Source organism: Streptomyces purpurascens, assembly GCF_045040895.1.
GTDB lineage: Bacteria > Actinomycetota > Actinomycetes > Streptomycetales > Streptomycetaceae > Streptomyces > Streptomyces purpurascens.
Window position 1 is genome coordinate 7,351,229 of record NZ_CP108341.1, and the last position, 17,751, is coordinate 7,368,979.

Sequence of the window (17,751 nt, forward strand, 5' to 3'; positions counted from 1 at the left end):
ACCCCACATGAGCCGCACTTCCCCCCACAGGCACCACGAGGGCGGCCAGGTGAGCCGTCGCGGTCTGCTCAAGACCGCCGGCGGCCTCACCGCGGCCCTCGCCCTCGGTGCCGGCGCCACCGCCACCGCCACCAGGGCGGACGCCGCCCCCGGCACCTTCACCCACCCCGGCATGCTCCACAACGCCGGCGACATCAACCGCGCCAAGGTCAGGGTCGCCGCGGGCACCGACCCCTGGCTGTCCGGCTGGAACAAGCTCGTCGCCAACTCCCACTCCCAGTCCACCTGGAGCCCCCGGGCCACCGCGACGATCATCCGCGGCGGCACCGGACAGAACTACGGACTCCTCTACAACGACATCGCGGCCGCCTACCAGAACGCGCTGCGCTGGAAGGTCGGCGGCACCGAGGCCAACGCCCAGTGCGCCGCCCGGATCCTCAACGCCTGGGCGACGACCCTGACCACGGTCACCGGAAACGCCGACCGGTTCCTCGCCGCCGGTCTCTACGGCTGGCAGTTCGCCAACGCGGCCGAACTCATGCGGGACTACAGCGCGTTCGACCTCGGCGCCTTCCAGGAGATGATGGTCAGGGTCTTCTACCCGCTCAACAACCAGTTCCTGACCGGCCACAACGACGCCTGCATCACCAACTACTGGGCCAACTGGGACCTGTGCAACATGGCCTCCGTGCTGGCCATCGGCATCCTCAACAACGACGGCGCCAAGTACGACCAGGCCGTCACCTACTTCAAGAACGGCGCCGGAAACGGTTCCATCAAGAACGCCGTTCCGTTCCTGTACAGCAATGTCGAGGGCTACGACCTCGGACAGTGGCAGGAGTCCGGCCGCGACCAGGGCCACACCGTCATGGGCATGGGCCAGATGGGCGCGATCTGCGAGATGGCCTGGAACCAGGGCGAGGACCTCTACTCGTACGACGGCCGCCGCTTCATGAAGGCCGCCCAGTACGTCGCCAAGTACAACCTGAACATGGACGTGCCCTTCACCACCTACAACTGGGGCAGCGGCCAGAACTGCTCCCCGCAGTCGCAGACCGTGCCCGGCGCCGGGTCGCGCGGCCAGGTCCGCCCCGTGTGGGCGATGCTCCACTACCACTACGGCAGGCGCCTGCTCCTCGACGACAAGTACATCTCCCAGATGTGCTTCTCCGTCGCCCCCGAAGGCGGAGGGGGTGACTACGGCAGCGACAGCGGCGGCTACGACCAGCTCGGGTTCGGCACCCTGATGTACGCCAAATAGCCGTCAAGCCGGCTCGTGCACCGGAATACCGGTGAGCGATGTGGTGCTCTGGTGATACCGGTGCACGAGCGCGGCGAAGGGCTGGTGGGCGCATGACGGCAGGCCAGACGGATCCCGTGGTCAGGAGCCCGTACGGGGCCGTACGCGGCAGGTACGAGCGGGGAGTCGCGGTGTTCCGCGGCATCCCGTACGCGGCGCCCCCCTTCGGCCCCCGCCGCTTCCGCCCGCCCGTCCCCCTCCCGCCCTGGGACGGCGTCCGGGACGCCGGCGCCTTCGGCCCCACCCCGCCGAAGCCCCCGTACTCCGGCGCCTTCGCCCACTTCCTGTCCGACCCGGTCGTGCCCGGCGACGACTGCCTCAACCTCAACGTCTGGACCCCCGAGCCGACCCCCGGAGCCCGCCTCCCGGTCCTCGTCTGGCTGCACGGCGGCGCCCTGACCAGGGGTTCCTCCGCCGTACCCGTCTACGACGGCCATGCCTTCGCCCGTGACGGCGTGGTCTGTGTCTCGGTCAACTACCGGCTGGGCGTCGAGGGCTACGGACTGTTCCCCGACACGCCCCCGAACCCCGGCCTACGCGACCAGATAGCCGCCCTGACCTGGGTGTACGAGGTCATCGAGGCCTTCGGCGGCGACCCCGGCCGCATCACCCTCGCCGGCCAGTCCGCCGGGGCGATCAGCATCGGAGCCCTCGTCGCCGCCCCGCAGACACAGGGTCTGGTCCGGCGGGCGGTCCTGCAGAGCGGGCCGCCCGAGGCGTCCGAGCGGGCCAAGGTGCGGCGGATGGTGCGCCGTATGGCCACCCGGCTGAAGATCCCCGCCACCGCCGAGGCCTTCGCCGCCGTCGACCGCGATCTGCTGCTGAGCACCCAGGCCGAGGTGGGCAAGCTGAGCAGCCCGGTCGTCGGCGGCCCCGCCTTCGGCATCGTCATCGACGGCGACACCGTCCCGCGCGACCCCCTGGAGGCCCTCACCGAGGGCGGCGCGGCCCCCGGGGCCGAGCTGCTGATGGGCTGGACCCGGGACGAGTACCGGCTGTGGCTGGTCCCGGGCGGCCTTCTGGAGCGGGTCGACCGCCTCGGAGCGGTCGCCCTGGCCGGTGCCATGGCCCGCTGCCACTGCGGCAGCGAGGTCCCGCGCGGCTACCGGGCCCTGCACCCCGAGGCGAGCACGGCGGACCTCGTCGGCCAGCTCGTCACCGACCACCTCCTGCGCATCCCCCTGCACCACCTGGCCGACGCCCGGACGGAACCCTCGTACGTCTACGAGTTCGCCTGGCCCTCGAACCTCCCCGACCTCGGCGCCTGCCACGCGCTGGAGCTCGGTTTCGTCTTCGACACCGGGGAGGTCCCCGAGTCCCGCAAACTGGCCGGTGAGGGCGGACCGCAGGACCTGGCCGACGCGATGCACGCCGCGTGGGTGCGCTTCGCCACGGACGGCGACCCGGGCTGGGAGCGCTGGGACGCGACCCATCCCGTGCGCGTCTTCGGAGACCGCGCACCGGATGCCGAGGACGGTGTGGCCTATACGGCGTACGGGCCCCGGGACCATGAGCTCGCCCTCTGGGCGACCGACGCCGTCACGCCCGAGGAATCCACACTCGCATCGCTCCCTGCCGACGGTTCGCCCACACGCAGTACGGAACTGCGGTCGGCCGTGCGGCGGCTCCGTCGCTCCGGCGCGCTCCGCCGGCACTGAGGACCCGCGTGGCGTGACGAGTGCGTGAGGTGGGCGTGAGCCGTCGCTGGGAGCGTGGGCCGTCGTCAAGGACAGTCTGGGAAAAGGGGATTCGCGTGACCGTGATGGCCGAGACGGACAGCGTCGGGGCTGCGCTGCGTGCGCTCACGTTCGAGCACACCGTGGCGAAGGGACTCGTCCACCGCCGGGCGCTGTCGGAGGTGTTCCTGACCGACAGTACGGCGGTCGACGACAGCCACTTCGTGGCCGGGGCGCAACTGCCGCCGTCCCACGCCTACTACACCGACCACACGACCGGGTCAGCGGTCGATCCGCTGTTCCTGCTGGAGTGCTGCCGCCAGGCCGAGACGCACGCGGTGCACGCGCACTTCGGGGCGCCGTTCGGCACCAAGTTCGTTCTCCAGCAGTGGTCGATGGACCTGCCGGGCCTGGCCGCGCTCGAACCGGCCCACGGGCCGGCCGAGGTGACGATCGCGGTCACGACGCACGACGCGCAGTGGGTCGGGGGCTCGCTGCGCGGTCTGCGCTACCGCATGGCGATCACCGTGTCCGGGCGGCCGGTGGGCGAGGTGACCATGCGGGTGAAGTACGTCGCCGACAGCGTGTACGGGATGCTCCGCGGCCGCCGGGACGGCGGCGGCACCCCGACGTCCGAGTCCTACCGGCGGCCGGCCACGGAGGGCCTCGTGCGGCCCGGGCGGGTGGGCCGGGAGCGCCCGGAGAACGTGGTGCTGCTCGACCCGGTGACCGAAGGCCGGCAGGTGCGGGCACGGCTGCTGGTGGCCGGCGGGCACCCCAGCCTGTTCGACCACGCCCAGGACCATGTGCCGGGCATGGTGCTGATGGAGGCGGGACGGCAGACGGCCCTGCTGGCCGCCGAGGAGCTCTACGGGGCCCCGGCGGCGGCGTGGTCGGTCACCGGCCTCGAGGCCTCGTTCGACGCCTACGCGGAACTCGACGAGCCCCTGACGGTGGTCGCCGACGGCCACGGGCCGGGGGACGCCGCCGCCGGGGCCGTGTCGATCCCCGTGACGTTCGAGCAGGGCGGGCGCACTGTCGCCCGGGCGGCCCTCACGCTGGAGCGCGGCGGCGCGGGACGGTAACCGCGAGAAAGGGCTGTCCGGACCCCATGCGTCGGGGTCCGGACAGCCCTTTTGACCAGGAAGCGCGGAGGGGCTCACGCGTCCTGAGCGCTGGAGGACTGGTCCAGGTCACGGTCGCGGACCATGGTGAAGATGGCGACCGCACCGGCGAGGGCCACACAGGCCAGCACCACGTAGACGACGTTCCACCCGTGCTGGAGCCCCTGTACCGCCCGGTCCACCAGGTCCTCTCCGCCGCTCTCGCGCACGGAACCCAGCCGGCCCTGGACCACGTCGTCGGCCATCGCACCACTGGCGCCGCCTCCGCTGCCCGCCAACTGCTGGCGGGTCGAGGTGAGCAGCAGCCCGCCCACACACGCGACGCCGATCGTCTCGCCGGCGACCCGGAGGGTGTTGAACATGCCCGACGCCATACCGCTGCGCTCGGCCGGCACCACGCTGACCGCCGCGTTGTCCATGACGCCGAAGGCGAGACCGATGCCGATCCCCGCCAGCAGCAGCGCCGCGTACAGCCCGGTGCGGGACGACAGCGGGTCGGTGAACGTCATCAGCAGCAGCGCGACGGCCAGCACCGCCGGTCCGACGGCGAGCAGCAGCCGCACCGACAGCAGCCGCACCAGCGTGCCGGTGAACAGCGGCAGGATGAAGACCGGCAGCGTCAGCGGCAGCAGCATCGCACCGGACATCGTCGACCCCGCGCCGCCCGCGCCCTGGAAGTAGGGCGGCAGGTAGACCAGCAGGGCCGCGAACGCGAAGACGATGCTGACCGGCTGCCAGATGATGGCGACGAAGGTTGGGCGCCGCAGCAGGCTCAGGTCGAACATCGGCTCGGCGACCCGCAGTTCGACCACGACGAACAGCGCGAGGAACAGCGCCGCACCCGCGAAGGAACCGAGCGTAACGACGCCGCCCCACCCCTGCGAGGGCCCCTCGACGAAGCCGAGGGCGAGCAGCATGAGGGCCACGGTGAAGGTCAGCACACCGGGCAGGTCGATGCGCCGCGCACCCGGGTTCTTCGACTCGGGCAGCGGCCGGGCCAGGACGAGCACGATCGCACCGAGCAGCACGTTGACCAGGAACACGGCGTGCCAGGACGCCACGCCCACCAGCAGGCCGGACACGAACGGCCCCATCGCCAGGCCGAAGCCGATCGAGGCGCCGAAGATGCCGAAGGCCCTGGCCCGGGCCGCCCCGCTGAACGTGTGGGCGAGCAGCGCGGAACCGCTGGTCAGCACCGCTGCCGCGCCCATGCCCTGGACGAAGCGCGCCAGGTCCACGAGCAGGATGGTGGGGGCGGTGCCCGCGACGAGCGAGGCCAGCGCGAAGACGGTCGTGCCGCTCAGGAACAGGCGGCGGCGCCCGAAGAGGTCGGCCGCGGAACCGGCCGCGAGCATGAAGGCGGTGAACGCCACGTTGTAGGCGTTCAGCACCCATTGGGTGGAGGCGGCCGAGGCGTGCAGCGCGCCGGACATGTCGGCGAGCGCGACGCCCGGCCCCGTGACGGAGATGGGCAGCATCACGGCGGCCAGAGCGATGGCCACCAGCACCCGTGTGGGCCCGACGGCCCTGTCCGCCCCGGGGGCGGTCTCCGCGGGGACGGTCCTGGGTGGTGACAGCTCGGAATCAACAGGTGACTGGGACATCGGAACCTATCGGGGGAGGGGGAGTTTTTTTCAGAGCCGGGAGGCCGGCGAGGCATCCTGGGCGGCGAGAAGAGCGCCGAGTTCCGCGAACGTGCTCACCCGCGCGTCGATGAAGGACCCGAACGCCGACACGTCGTCGTCCGAGAAGACCGCGCCGCGCATCAGCACCGTGCGCAGCCCCGCGATCTTGGCCGCGCGCAGGGCGAGCGGGGAGTCGTCCACCAGCAGCCACTGCCCCGGATCCACCTCGCCCTCGGCCGCGAGCAGCGCCGCGTAGGTGTCCGGATCGGCCTTGGAGGCGTGGTCGAGCGCCACATAGTCCTCGGGCCCGAACAGGCCGTCGAGCAGCGAGCGACGCGCGGTGGTGCGGTCCATCGTGGAGAACACCCGCAACCGCACGCCCAGAGCCCGCTGCTGCGCGCAGAACACCTCCACGCCCTCGCCGAGGGCCAGCGGCGTGTCCCGGACGGAGGTCAGCGACCGGAGCGCGTCGATCTCGGCGTTCAGGTGCTGCTCGATACCGAGGCCCGCGAACAGCACGCGCAGGCTCTCCCGTTGGGGAAAGGTGCTGATGGCCTTGAACTGCGTGACCGTCGCCTCGATCGGCAACTCGGTGTGGCGGTTGATGCCCTCGTGCAGGGCGAGCAGCAGCAGGCTCGACGCGTTCAGGCTCAGCACTCCGTCGAAGTCCAGCAGCACGGTCTGCGGGGAAGCGGCGCGGTCCAAGGCGTAACTCCTGGGTGGGTGAAGGGAGGCGCGGCCGGAAGGGCCGAGACCGCGCGGGGCGAGGGAGGGGCACCGGCGGTGCCGGACGGGCCGGGTGGCGGCCGGTCCGGCACACGGGACGGCGCGTCGGCTCAGTCGCGCCAGACGGAGTGCTCGGCGGCCTCGGCGTCGAGGGTGCGCAGCAGCTCCTCGTCGATGGAGTGCAGCGAGTCGACGATGTGCCGGGCACCGGACTCGCGCATCAGCTGCGGCTGGAAGCTGTGCTCGAAGGAGCTGGGGTGGCCGATGAAGGGGATGTCGAGGGCCTTGGCGACCTCCGCCACCCGGGCCACGTCGTCGATGAACAGCACCTCGTCGTACTTCAGGCCGAACACCTCGGTGGTGATCTCGCGCAGGCCGGGGCGGAAGTCGTTGGTGCAGACGTAGCCGGGCTCGTCGAAGAGGTCGGCGTGCTCGCCCAGGAAGTGGTCGAAGTGCGACTTGGCGAGGCCGCCGTAGCTGACCGTCTTCAGCCCCAGCCCGCGCAGCCGGCGCAGCAGGTCGATCGCACCGTCGAGCAGCTCGACCGGGTGCTCGCGGGTGTACTCCTCCCGCTCCTTGAAGTAGACGTCGATCGCCTCCTGCGCGGTCCACGGGACGCGGGCGGCGTTCGCCATGCCCTGGCCGCCCACCAGCTGCGGCTGGGAGAAGATGCTGCGCTCGACGTCGGCGGTGTACTCGCCGCCACGGCTGACGATGAAGTTGTGGATGACGGGGCTGAACGTGTCGTTCAGCAGGACGCCGTCGATGTTGACGGCGGCCAGCTTGAGCTGCTTGAGCTTGTCTGCCATGGAATTCCTCGTTAGATCGGGGGTTGGCGGTGAAGGGAGATGAGGGGCGGGCCGGTCAGTGGCCGACGGTCGCCATGCCCGCGGGGTCGTAGCGCTCGCCGGAGACGACGTCGTGGGGCACCGCGGCCGACACGGCGGCCAGTTGCTCGTCGGTGAGCCGCAGTTCGGCGGCGGCGACGTTCTCGCGCAGGTAGCCGATCCGGCGCGTGCCCGGAATGGGGACGATGTCGTCGCCCTGAGCCAGCAGCCAGGCCAGCGCCAGCTGTACGGGGCTGCAGCCGTAGAGTTCCGCGAGCTCGCGGAGCCGCTCGACCATGCGGATGTTGCGCGCCAGGTGCTCCTGCTGGAAGCGGGGGTGCGAGTGCCGGAAGTCGGTGGGGTCCAGGTCCTCGGGCCGGCTGATCGCACCGGTCAGGAAGCCCCGTCCGATCGGCGAGTACGCCACGAGCGAGGTGCCCAGCTCCCGGGCCACCGGCAGGACCTCGGCCTCCACCTCGCGGGTCCACAGCGAGTACTCGGTCTGCAGAGCCGCGATGGGGTGGACGGCGTGCGCCCTGCGCAGGGTCTCCGCGGTCACCTCGGACAGCCCCAGGTGCCGGACCTTGCCGGCCCGCACCAGCTCCGCCATGGCTCCGACGGTCTCCTCGACGGGGATGTCGGGGCTCTTGCGGTGAAGGTAGTAGAGGTCGATGTGGTCGACGCCCAGGCGCTGCAGCGAGGCGTCGACAGCCTGCCGGCAGTGCTCCGGACTGGAGTCGATGTTGCGGCCCTGCCTCGGGTCGCTGTCGTCGCGCCGGATGCCGAACTTGGTCGCGAGGACCACCTGGTCGCGACGGCCCGCGATGGCCCGGCCCACCAGGCGCTCGTTGTGGCCCTTGCCGTACATGTCGGCGGTGTCGAGCAGCGTGACCCCGCCGTCCAGGGCCGCCTGAAGGGTCGCCAGGGACTCGGCCTCGTCGGTCGGACCGTAGAACTCCGACATCCCCATGCAGCCGAGACCGATCGCGGAGACCACCGGACCGTCGGTTCCTATCCTGCGTTGCTGCACTCAGTTCTCCTCGTGCGCGGTCGTGAGCCGGGTCGTGTGAAGCGGTGTCCGGAGCACGTTCCGCCTGCACCGCGCGGCAGGGCCGCCACCGGACGTCTTCCATGCTGGCAACGCGTACTTACGCACCACTCATGTGCCGCTCACGGCCGACGTGAGCGGCACATGTGCCCTGCGTGGGCCGGTGGTGAGGGAAAGCGGAGCACGCGTTGCCACAGTGAGACCTCCGGGAGGCGCCGGAGCGCATCGGTGCACCACGACACCAGCCAGGAGGAACAACGCAGTGACGGCTACGACAGCGACAACGGCTGTGGCTGACAGCAGCACCTCGAAGACGTCCCGCGGTGCCGGAGACGCCGGATGACCGGCTCGGACCGCGCGGCGGTCGTCGCCGGCCTGGGAAGCTGGGTACCGCCCACCGTGGTCACCAACGACGACCTCGCCCGGCAACTGGACACCTCGGACGAGTGGATCAGCAGCCGGACCGGGATCCGCCGCCGCCACGTCATCGACCCGGGCGGATCGACCGGGGACCTCGCCGTCGAGGCCGGCCGCAGGGCCCTGAAGTCCGCGGGCGAGGAGCGGGCCGACATCGTCGTGGTCGCCACCAGCACTCCGGACCGCCCCTGCCCGGCCACCGCGCCCGAAGTCGCCGACCGGCTGGGGCTCGGCGGTGTCGGCGCGTTCGACATCGCCGCCGTGTGCACGGGCTTCGTCTACGCCCTGGGGACGGCGGCCGGTTTCCTCCAGGCGGGCTTCGCGCGCTCCGTCCTGGTCATCGGGGCGGACACCTTCTCCACCATCCTCAACCCGGCCGACCGTACGACCCGGGCCATCTTCGGGGACGGCGCCGGAGCGGTGTACCTGCGCGCCGGCGAGGCGACGGAGCCGGGCGCGCTGAAGGGGCTCCACCTCGGCAGCGACGGCAGCCAGAGCGACCTCATCCAGGTGGCGGCCGGCGGCTCACGGCAGCGGTCCACCGGCCTGCCGACCCCGACGGAGGCCTCCTACTTCACCATGGAGGGCCGCCCGGTCTTCGGGGAGGCCGTGCGCCACATGGCGGCCTCCGTGACCACGACGGCCGAGGCCGCCGGCTGGGCCGTCGAGGACATCGACCACGTCGTCCTCCACCAGGCCAACGCGCGCATCCTGGCGGCGGTCGCCGAACGCCTCGACCTGCCGCTCGAACGGTTCCCCGCCAACATCGAGCGGGTCGGCAACACCGTCGCGGCCTCGATCCCGCTCGTCCTGGCCGACGCGTCGGCCGACGGCGAACTGCTCCCCGGCCGGCGCGTCGTGCTCGGCGGATTCGGCGGCGGGCTCACCTGGGGGTCCGTGGCGCTCGAATGGCCGGACATCACGGCGGTCTGACACCGCCTCACCCTCAACCTCCCTCACCACCCATCGCATCCCAAGGAGAAACACCATGCAGGCAATCGCGGAGCGGGTCTCGGTCCTTCTCTCCGACCAGTTCAAGGTCAAGCCCGAGATCATCGCGTCCGAGGTGACCCTCGGCAAGCTGTCCTTCGACTCCCTGGTCCTGATCGAGCTCGGCCTCGTCCTGGACAAGGAGTTCGGCGTGGAGATAGCGGACGGTGAACTCACCGAGGAGCACACCCTGGACGACCTGGTCCAGCTCCTGTCGGCCAAGGGAGCGGCGGTCTGATGGCGGACGGTCGTACGAACGGCACAGCCGTCACCGGTCTGGGCCTGGTGACCCCGGCCGGACTCGGTGTAGAGGAGAACTGGGAGCGGGTGCTGTCAGGACGCTCCTGCGCCACGCGCGACCCCGCGCTCGGCGAGCTGTCGGTGGACTTCTCCTGCCGGGTACCGGGTTTCGACGCCGGTGAACTGCTGGGCGGCTTCGCCGGCTGGCAGCTGGAGCGCTTCGTCCAACTCGCCATCGTGGCCTCCCGGATGGCCGTCGCCGACGCCGGATGGGACTCCACGACCTGGGACGGCACCCGGGTCGGGGTGGTGCTCGGCAACTCGCTCGGCGGCGCCGCCACCTTCGCGGAGCAGCACGACACGCTGCGCGAGCGCGGTCCCGAGAAGGTCTCGCCCCTCCTGGTGACGAAGTACATGCCGAACATGGTCGCCGGCTATGTGGCGATCGACTGCGGTGCCCGGGGGCCGAGTCTGGTCACCGCCACCGCGTGCGCGTCCGGCGCGACCGCCATCGGCACCGCCCGGGACCTGCTGCGCTCCGGCGTCTGCGACATCGTGCTCGCGGGCGCCAGCGAGTCCGCGCTGACTCCCACGGTGATGGCCGGGCTGTGCAAGATGGGTGCCCTGTCCAAGTCGGGGGACGCGCCCGAGCACGCGGGCAAACCGTTCGACGCGGAACGGGACGGCTTCGTGGCCGCCGAGGCGGCCGGCGTGCTCGTCCTGGAACGCGAGGAGGACGCCCGCGCCCGGGGCGCGACGATCCGCGCCCTCGTCAGCGGTTACGGATCCTCCTCCGACGCCCACCACGCCACCGCCCCGCACCCCGACGGGGAGGGCATCGAGCGAGCACTGCGCGCCGCCCTGGCGGACGCGGGTGTCGCCCCCTCGGACGTCCGCCACGTCAACGCGCACGGCACCGCCACCGCGATGAACGACCTCGTCGAGGGCAGGATGCTGCGCCGTGTCCTGGGCGACGCGCCCCTGGTCACGTCGACCAAGGGGGTCACCGGCCATGCGCTGGCGGCCGCGGGTGCCATCGAGGCGGCGTACACGGTGCTGGCCGTGCAGCACGGGACGGTGCCGCCGACGGCGAACCTGAAGAACCCGGACCCCGCCATCGAGCTGGATCTGGTCAGCGGCGAATCCCGCACCACCCTGGTGGACGTCGCCGTCAGCACCTCGCTGGGATTCGGCGGCCACAACGCCGCGCTCGTCATCACAGCGGCCTGAGTCCCACGGCAGGCCGCGCTCTCCGGGCCGGGAGCACGCTCCCGGCCCGGAGAGCGCGCGTCGTGCGGACCGCCGCGCCGACCCTCCAAGGAATGAGCATGCTTCCCCACTCCGACTACTGGACGCACGTGCTGCGCCCCTCGGCACAGCGCGGCAGCCGCATCGTCGTCTTCCCGCACGCCGGCGCGGGCGCGCAGCGCTACTCGAGCGTCCTGGCCGGTCTGCCGGACACGGTGGAGGTGGTGGGCGTCACGCTGCCCGGGCGGGAGCGGCGCGCGGGCCTCGCACCACGGACGACACTGACCGCCGCCGTGACGGGCATCCGCCGCGGACTGCGCGATCTCGCCCCCGCCCCGACCGTCTTCTACGGGCACAGCCTGGGAGGGCTGCTGGCGCTCGCCGTCGCCCACGCGGGCGGCGGACGCTGCGACGGTCTGGTCGTGAGCTGTTCCCAACCGGGCGCCCGAAGCCGGCAGCGCCCGGAACACCCGGGCTCCGCCGCCGAGTTGGCCGAGATCCTCGCGACCCACCGCCTGCCCGCCGACGCCCTGCGCGACGCGTCGCTCAGCCCCGCACGGCAGGTCCTGGCCCATGACCTCTCGCTCGCGCGGGACGCGCTGCGCGCCGTGGAGCCTCTCCGGCTCACGGTGCCGGTGACCGCGCTGGCCGGTACGGACGACCCGCTCGTCCCGCCGGGCGTGCTGCCGCTGTGGGGCCGCTTCACATCGGGCCCGTTCCGTGCCCGGCTCGCCGAGGGCGGGCACTTCTTCCCCTTCACCCCGTACGGTCAGGGCGTCCTGCTCGAAGAGCTCGTCGCGTCCCTGACCCGCTGACGGCCGCTCACCCGCGCGGGGCCGCTACGCCCCGACGAGGTGGGGGGAGCGGTCGTCGAGGAACGTGTGCTCCAGCGCGTCGTCACAGTTCAGGATCTGCTGCTGGAGGCGGCGCACACGGTGCGAGGGCTCCAGGCCGATCCCGTCGGTCAGCGCGGCACGCAGGCCCTGATAGGCCGCCAGCGCGTCGTTGCGGCGCCCTGAGAGGTACAGCGCCAGCATCAGGTACTCGTGCAGCACCTCGTCATAGGGATTGAGTGCCACGAGGGCGTGCAGTTCGCCGATGACCTCGGCGTAGCGGCGCAACCGCAGGTCCAGGCCGACGCGCTGGCTCAGCACCGCCTTGCGGTCCTCCTCCAGCCGCAGCACGTGCGGGTGCAGCACGGGCCCGGCCGGCACATCGGCCAGAGGCGCGTCCCGCCACAGCTTCAGCGCGTTGTTCAACTGCGCCGACGCCTGCGACAGATCCCCCCTGGCCTCCGCCTCTCCCGCCGCCGACACGAGCCGGTGGTAGCCGACGATGTCGAACTGTTCGCCGGGGACTTCGAGCCGGTAACCGGTGGCCTCGGTGATCAGCGTCTCCTTGGGAAGACGGTCCGAGGGGCCGCCGTCGACGGCGCGGCCGATGCTCTTGCGGATCTGCATGACGCAGTTCTGGATGCCCGTCGAGGCGCTCATGGGCACGTCGAGGCCCCACAGTTCGCGCTCGATGGCGGCCCGCTGCACCACGCGGCCCCGGTTCAGGATGAGCACGGCGAGGAGCTTCCTGGCCTTCAGCGCCGTGGGGACCACCGACACACCGTTCATGGTCACGCGCAGGGGACCCAGCACTCTGGCGATCATCCGTCCTCCTCCTGAGCTTCTGTGTAGCGGTTTATCAATGGACTGTAGCCCATGTTTCGACCCGTGTCGTTCGCGGATCCGGCGCCTTACGGGAGGTAACGGCAGGTCACCAACCTTACTAAGCGGGCAAAAAGTCGCCTGTAGCGCGATCGTCTTCTGCTGTTCACGGAGTCGACTGGAAGTCAAATTTGGTCTCTGGTGTACTTTTGGATCCTGACACCACATCACTTAGGGGGGACCTGGTGCAGCAAGGCGGCATGCCTGACATCGCGATCATCGGGATGGGATGCAGATTTCCCGGAGCGCGTGGGGTGCGTGAGTTCCGGCGACTGCTCGAAGCCAACACCGACGCCGTCACACCCGTGCCGGAGGACCGGTTCGACGTACGGCGGTACCACTCCGCACAGCCGGGTGAACCGGGCACGACCGTCTCGCGGCACGGTGGGTTCATCGACGACCTGTACGGCTTCGATGCCGCCTTCTTCGGCATCGCCCCGCGCGAGGCGCTCGCCATGGACCCCCAGCAGCGGGTCCTCCTCCAGGTCGTCTGGGAGGCGCTGGAGGACGCGCACATCCTCCCGTCCTCGCTGGCGGGCAGCCGCACCGGTGTGTTCGTGGGACAGGCGACCGCCGAGTACGGGGACCTGGCGGAGTCCGAGGGGTTTCAGGACGTGCACGGGCTGGCGGGCAGCCGGCTGCGGACGATGACCGCGGGGCGCGTCTCCTTCGCCCTCGATGTGCGAGGGCCCAGCCTGGTGGTCGACACCGCGTGCTCCTCGTCCCTGGTGGCCGTGCACCTCGCCCGGCAGAGCCTGCTGACCGGAGAGAGCGACATGGCCGTCGCCGCGGGAGTCAACGCCGTGCTCTCACCGTCCGACGCCATCACCTACTCCCAGGGCGGCATGCTCGCGCCCGACGGACGCTGCAAGTTCGCCGACGCCTCCGGTGACGGCTTCGTGCGCAGCGAAGGAGTGGGGGCGGTCCTGCTCAAGCGCCTGCCCGACGCGCTGCGCGACGGTGACCAGGTCCTCGCCGTACTGCGGGGAAGCGCCGTCACCAACGACGGCCAGGGCAGCGGAATGCTGCTCCAGCCCGCCGTGTCCGGACAGACCGAGATGATCCGCTCCGCCTGCCGCAGCGCCGGCATCACCCCGGACCAGCTCGACTACGTGGAAGCGCACGGCACCGGCACCCCGGTCGGAGACGACGTCGAACTGCGCGCCCTGGCCAAGGTATTGGGGGAGGAAGCCGAGGAGGCGCGGTCCCGTCCGTTGCTCATCGGTTCCGTCAAGACCAACATCGGGCACGCCGAAGCCGCCGCCGGGATCGCGGGCCTGATCAAGACCGTGCTCATCGCACGCCACCGCACCATCCCCGCGTCACTGCACCTGCGGACACCGCACCCCGTCCTGGCCGGGGCCGGCGCCCCCCTCGAATGCGTCGCGCGCAACACCCCGCTCGTGCCCGGCGGCCGGGCCGCGGTCATGGGCGTCAGTTCCTTCGGCCTCTCCGGCACCAACGCTCATGTGATCGTCGGCGAGTACGTGCCCGAGCCGGCGCCCGAACCGATACCGGAACCGGCCGCCCCGGCAGGCGAGGAGCCGCGGTTGCTGCTGCTCAGTGCCCGCACTCCGGAGGCCCTCGGCCAACTCGCCGCGCGCTACGCCGCCTTCCTGGAGGGCGCCGAGGGACGTGCCTTCGCGCTGCGGGACATCTGCCACGCCGCCGCGACGCGCCGTGACACCCACCCCCACCGCCTCTGGGCCGTCGGCCGCACCCATGACGAACTCGCCGCCGCTCTGCGCGACCTTGCCGCGGGCGAGGAGACCCCGGACGGAGGGACGGCGGACGCCGGCTTCGCGGGCGACCGCCGCATCGCCTTCGTCTTTCCCGGTCAGGGCTCGCAATGGCTCGGGATGGGACGCCACCTGCTGGCCTCCGAAGCGGTGTTCCGGCACACCCTGACCGCATGCGACGCCGCCGTCCGGGAGGAGCTGGGCTGGTCGGTCATCGGCCTGCTGACCGGCGACGGCGAGGAATCGCCGCCGCGGGAACTCCCCGACGACGTCGCGGTGGTGCAACCCCTGCTGTGGGCCATGCAGGTGTCGCTGGCCGCGCTCCTGCGCGCCAAGGGGGTCGACCCCGACCTCGGTATCGGACACAGCATGGGCGAGGTGGCCACCGCCCAGGTCTGCGGGGCGCTGTCGATCGAGGACGCCGCCTCGGTCATCTGCCGGCGCAGCTCCCTGATGCAGAGGATGGCCGGGCGCGGCGCGATGCTCGCCGTCGAACTCGACGCGCTGACCGCGGCGGACGCCGTGGCGCCCTACGGCGACGCGGTGTGCGTCGCGGCGGAGAACGCCCCCAGGAGCACGGTCCTCGCCGGGGACGCACACGCTCTGCGGCGCATCGCCGAACGCCTGGAGGCCGAAGGGGTACAGAGCCGGCACGTCAAGGTCAACGTGGCGTCCCACTCCCCGTACATGGCGGACCTGCGGGACGACCTGGCCGACGCCCTCGCCCACCTGACCCCCCTGCCCGCCCGGACGGCGATGTTCTCCACCACCCGCTGCGAGCCGGTCGACGGACCCGAGCTGGACGCCGCCTACTGGGTGGACAACCTTCGCGAGCGGGTGCGCTTCGTCGAGGCCGTGCGGGCCGCCGCCAAGGAGGAGACGGTGTTCCTGGAGGTCGGCCCGCACCCGCTGCTCGTCCAGTCCGTCGCGGCGGTCCTCGAGGAGCAGGGCGCCGCACCGGCCGCCGTGGCCACCCTCAAGCGTCATCAGGACGACGGCGAGAACATCACCCGGGCGCTCGGACAGCTCTTCTCCCACGGCGGACGCGTCGACTTCAGCCGCTTCTTCCAGGGGAGCGCGCCCCGCGTGCCGCTGCCGACGTACGCCTGGGACCAGGAGCAGTTCAGGAAGGATCCGGCCCCCGCGCCGGCGCCCGCAGACCCGGCCGAGCACGTACGGGAGATCGAGCTGCGCGAGCTGGGCCTGGACGACCTCGGGGAGAGCGTCCGCACGCGGGGCGGCGCGGCCGTCGTGCCGCCGGTGCTCTACTTCAAGGCCGTCCTGCGGGCGGCGGGCGCCGTCGCCTCAGGCGGTGAAGGCGTGCTGGAGGACGTCGAGTTCGGGAGCCGGCCCTGGGAGCTGGAGCGGGCGCGTGACGCCGCGGTACGCGTGTGCCTGGCGCCCGCCGCGCAGGAGGGGGCGTTCGTGTTCACCGTCACCGCGGTGCGTACCCCGGGCGGTACTCGGGACGGCGAGCTGTGCGTGACGGGCAGGTTCCGCGCGGCCGGCGGAAGCGCGGCGGCCGCGCCGCAGGGCGGGGAACTGCTGGACTCCAGCCTGACGCGGTGCACCTCGTACGTGCCGGCGGGGGAGTTCTACCGCCGCGCCCAGGGCCGCGGCTACACCCTCGACGCCTCGCTGTGCACCGTGGCCCAACTGTGGTGCTCCGAAGGCGAATCGGTGGCTCGCATGCGCCCCGCCGGGGCGGGGGCGACCGGACTCGAGGCCGGGCTTCTGACGATGCTCGCCGCGTGGCCGCACTCCACGGGCACAGGGGGGAGACCGGACGGCTACGTGCCGGTGTCCTTCGGCCGCGTCCTGGTCCGGGACGAGGCGGCCGTCGGCCGGGACCACTGGTGCGTGGCCCGCTTCACGCCCTCCGACGGTACGGACGACGCCCGCTGTGATGTGTGGCTGACGGCCGAGGACGGGCACCTGATCGCGGAGTTCCGTGACATCCGGCTGCGCGCGCGAGCGGTCGGTTCCGTCCATGAGGCGCTCGACGCGGAGGGCCCGGTGCCGCCTCCCGTGACCACGACCGCCCCTCCCTCACCACCCCCCGCGGTCGCCGGCCCCGGGCCCGCCCTCGCGGCCGACGACGTTCTGAAGCAGGCCGCCACCGTGCTCGGCCTCTCGGCGAGCCGGCTCGATCCCCGCAGGCCGCTGCGGACCCTGGGGCTGGACTCGCTGCTGGCGACCGAGCTCAGGGTGCGACTGCACCGCACGGCGGGTGTCGACATACCCGCCACCCGGCTGCTGGGCCGCGAACCCATAGGCGTGATCGCCGCTTCCGTGGCCTCAGGGACCTGACGTCATGGGTAAACGAAGACCATGACTCATAGATGTACCGTGGTATAATTTTTTGGGGCCGGGGGAGCCCGCACAACGACGTGAGAAGGCGAGGAAGCACATGGCCTCTGAACCTGCCCGCCCCCTCGGGCGCAGAGAGCGCAGCAAACAGCGGGTGCGGGACCGCATCTACACATCCGCCCTGACCCTCTTCGCGGAGCAGGGCTACGACGGCACGACGATCGACCAGATCGCCGAGCACGCCGACGTGGCCCGGGGTACCTTCTTCAACTACTTCCAGCGCAAGGAAGACCTGGTCACCGCCTGGGCCGAGGCCCGGAAGCGGCGCCTGGAGCTGGCCATGGAAGAGTCGATGAAGTCCCGGAACGACGATGTGACGGTGCATCTGGAGCGGTGCATGGCGGCACTGGCGGAGTTCAACGAGTCCGAGCGCGAGATCACCGCCGCCATGCTCCAGGCCTGGGTGAAGGCCGGGCAGCCCCTCCTCGAGGAGCCCTACGCGGGCCAGGTCTTCGCCAACATCATCGAAGCCGGCCGCCAGCGCGGGGAGGTCAGCTTCGACATCGATCCGATGAGGGTCGGCAACATCCTCCGCGATTCCTACCTGGGACTGCTCTACCGCTGGTCACAGGACCCGGGCGGGCGCGTACCGCTCCACATCGAACTGCGCGAGGTCCTCAGGATCGTCCTCACGGGCGTCCTGTCGTACTCCCAGCACGGGCGCGGCGTCCCGGCGTCGCCGACTCCCGCGTAGCGTCCCCGGCGG

15 protein-coding genes are annotated in these 17,751 nt (G+C 71.7%); 9 read left to right on the plus strand and 6 right to left on the minus strand.

Features of this window, described 5'->3' with window-relative positions; all coding sequences use genetic code 11:
- The first annotated feature begins 7 nt into the window (after positions 1–7).
- Together OHU35_RS33475 and OHU35_RS33480 are read left to right on the plus strand one after the other, a co-directional pair.
- Positions 8–1,261 (plus strand): alginate lyase family protein, encoded by a 1,254-nt coding sequence (locus OHU35_RS33475; RefSeq protein ID WP_189721485.1) that lies wholly within the window; start codon positions 8–10, stop codon positions 1,259–1,261.
- 92 nt (positions 1,262–1,353) lie between these two features.
- Positions 1,354–2,958: a carboxylesterase/lipase family protein gene (locus OHU35_RS33480; protein ID WP_189721484.1), complete on the plus strand. Its 1,605-nt coding sequence runs from the start codon at positions 1,354–1,356 to the stop codon at positions 2,956–2,958.
- On the opposite strand, the gene OHU35_RS33485 is transcribed toward OHU35_RS33480, so the two are convergent.
- Positions 2,840–3,118 carry a hypothetical protein gene (locus OHU35_RS33485; RefSeq protein WP_405507979.1) on the minus strand — a complete coding sequence of 93 codons (279 nt, stop codon included), beginning with the start codon at positions 3,116–3,118 and terminating at the stop codon, positions 2,840–2,842. The two genes, OHU35_RS33480 and OHU35_RS33485, sit on opposite strands and share 119 nt — an antisense overlap.
- Here OHU35_RS33485 and OHU35_RS33490 point away from each other — a divergent pair.
- Positions 3,063–4,061 carry a ScbA/BarX family gamma-butyrolactone biosynthesis protein gene (locus OHU35_RS33490; protein WP_229872786.1) on the plus strand — a complete coding sequence of 333 codons (999 nt, stop codon included), beginning with the start codon at positions 3,063–3,065 and terminating at the stop codon, positions 4,059–4,061. The two genes, OHU35_RS33485 and OHU35_RS33490, sit on opposite strands and share 56 nt — an antisense overlap.
- A gap of 74 nt (positions 4,062–4,135) precedes the next feature.
- Here the strand turns inward: OHU35_RS33490 and OHU35_RS33495 are convergent, their stop codons facing one another.
- The 4 genes from OHU35_RS33495 to OHU35_RS33510 all read right to left on the minus strand — a co-directional run bounded on the left by OHU35_RS33495 (position 4,136) and on the right by OHU35_RS33510 (position 8,308).
- Positions 4,136–5,602 carry an MFS transporter gene (locus OHU35_RS33495; protein ID WP_229872763.1) on the minus strand — a complete coding sequence of 489 codons (1,467 nt, stop codon included), beginning with the start codon at positions 5,600–5,602 and terminating at the stop codon, positions 4,136–4,138.
- 132 nt (positions 5,603–5,734) lie between these two features.
- A complete protein-coding gene (locus OHU35_RS33500; RefSeq protein WP_405507981.1) occupies positions 5,735–6,430 on the minus strand; it encodes an HAD family hydrolase in 696 nt (231 codons plus the stop codon).
- A gap of 131 nt (positions 6,431–6,561) precedes the next feature.
- Positions 6,562–7,260, minus strand: coding sequence for an HAD family phosphatase (locus OHU35_RS33505; protein ID WP_359888305.1), 699 nt, complete (start codon positions 7,258–7,260; stop codon positions 6,562–6,564).
- 55 nt (positions 7,261–7,315) lie between these two features.
- The gene (locus tag OHU35_RS33510; protein WP_405507982.1) at positions 7,316–8,308 is read right to left on the minus strand and encodes an aldo/keto reductase; all 993 of its coding nucleotides are present in this window, start codon (positions 8,306–8,308) and stop codon (positions 7,316–7,318) included.
- 357 nt (positions 8,309–8,665) lie between these two features.
- Here OHU35_RS33510 and OHU35_RS33515 point away from each other — a divergent pair, with 357 nt between their 5' ends.
- From OHU35_RS33515 to OHU35_RS33530, 4 genes are all read left to right on the plus strand, one after another.
- On the plus strand, positions 8,666–9,676 hold the full coding sequence (locus tag OHU35_RS33515; protein ID WP_189721480.1) for a beta-ketoacyl-ACP synthase III: 1,011 nt from the start codon (positions 8,666–8,668) through the stop codon (positions 9,674–9,676).
- A gap of 55 nt (positions 9,677–9,731) precedes the next feature.
- Positions 9,732–9,971: an acyl carrier protein gene (locus OHU35_RS33520; protein WP_020272690.1), complete on the plus strand. Its 240-nt coding sequence runs from the start codon at positions 9,732–9,734 to the stop codon at positions 9,969–9,971.
- Entirely contained in the window at positions 9,971–11,203 is a 1,233-nt protein-coding gene (locus tag OHU35_RS33525; protein WP_405507984.1) for a beta-ketoacyl-[acyl-carrier-protein] synthase family protein, read from the plus strand. Before OHU35_RS33520 ends, OHU35_RS33525 begins: the two co-directional genes overlap by 1 nt.
- A 92-nt stretch (positions 11,204–11,295) precedes the next feature.
- A complete protein-coding gene (locus OHU35_RS33530) occupies positions 11,296–12,036 on the plus strand; it encodes a thioesterase II family protein (protein ID WP_229872762.1) in 741 nt (246 codons plus the stop codon).
- Between the two features lie 24 nt (positions 12,037–12,060).
- On the opposite strand, the gene OHU35_RS33535 is transcribed toward OHU35_RS33530, so the two are convergent.
- The gene (locus OHU35_RS33535) at positions 12,061–12,879 is read right to left on the minus strand and encodes an AfsR/SARP family transcriptional regulator (RefSeq protein ID WP_189721478.1); all 819 of its coding nucleotides are present in this window, start codon (positions 12,877–12,879) and stop codon (positions 12,061–12,063) included.
- 257 nt (positions 12,880–13,136) lie between these two features.
- Here OHU35_RS33535 and OHU35_RS33540 point away from each other — a divergent pair, with 257 nt between their 5' ends.
- The gene (locus OHU35_RS33540; RefSeq protein WP_405507985.1) at positions 13,137–16,985 is read left to right on the plus strand and encodes a type I polyketide synthase; all 3,849 of its coding nucleotides are present in this window, start codon (positions 13,137–13,139) and stop codon (positions 16,983–16,985) included.
- Between the two features lie 100 nt (positions 16,986–17,085).
- Positions 17,086–17,739, plus strand: a complete 654-nt coding sequence (locus tag OHU35_RS33545) for a TetR/AcrR family transcriptional regulator (RefSeq protein WP_359888295.1) — start codon at positions 17,086–17,088, stop codon at positions 17,737–17,739.
- Positions 17,740–17,751: the final 12 nt, after the last annotated feature.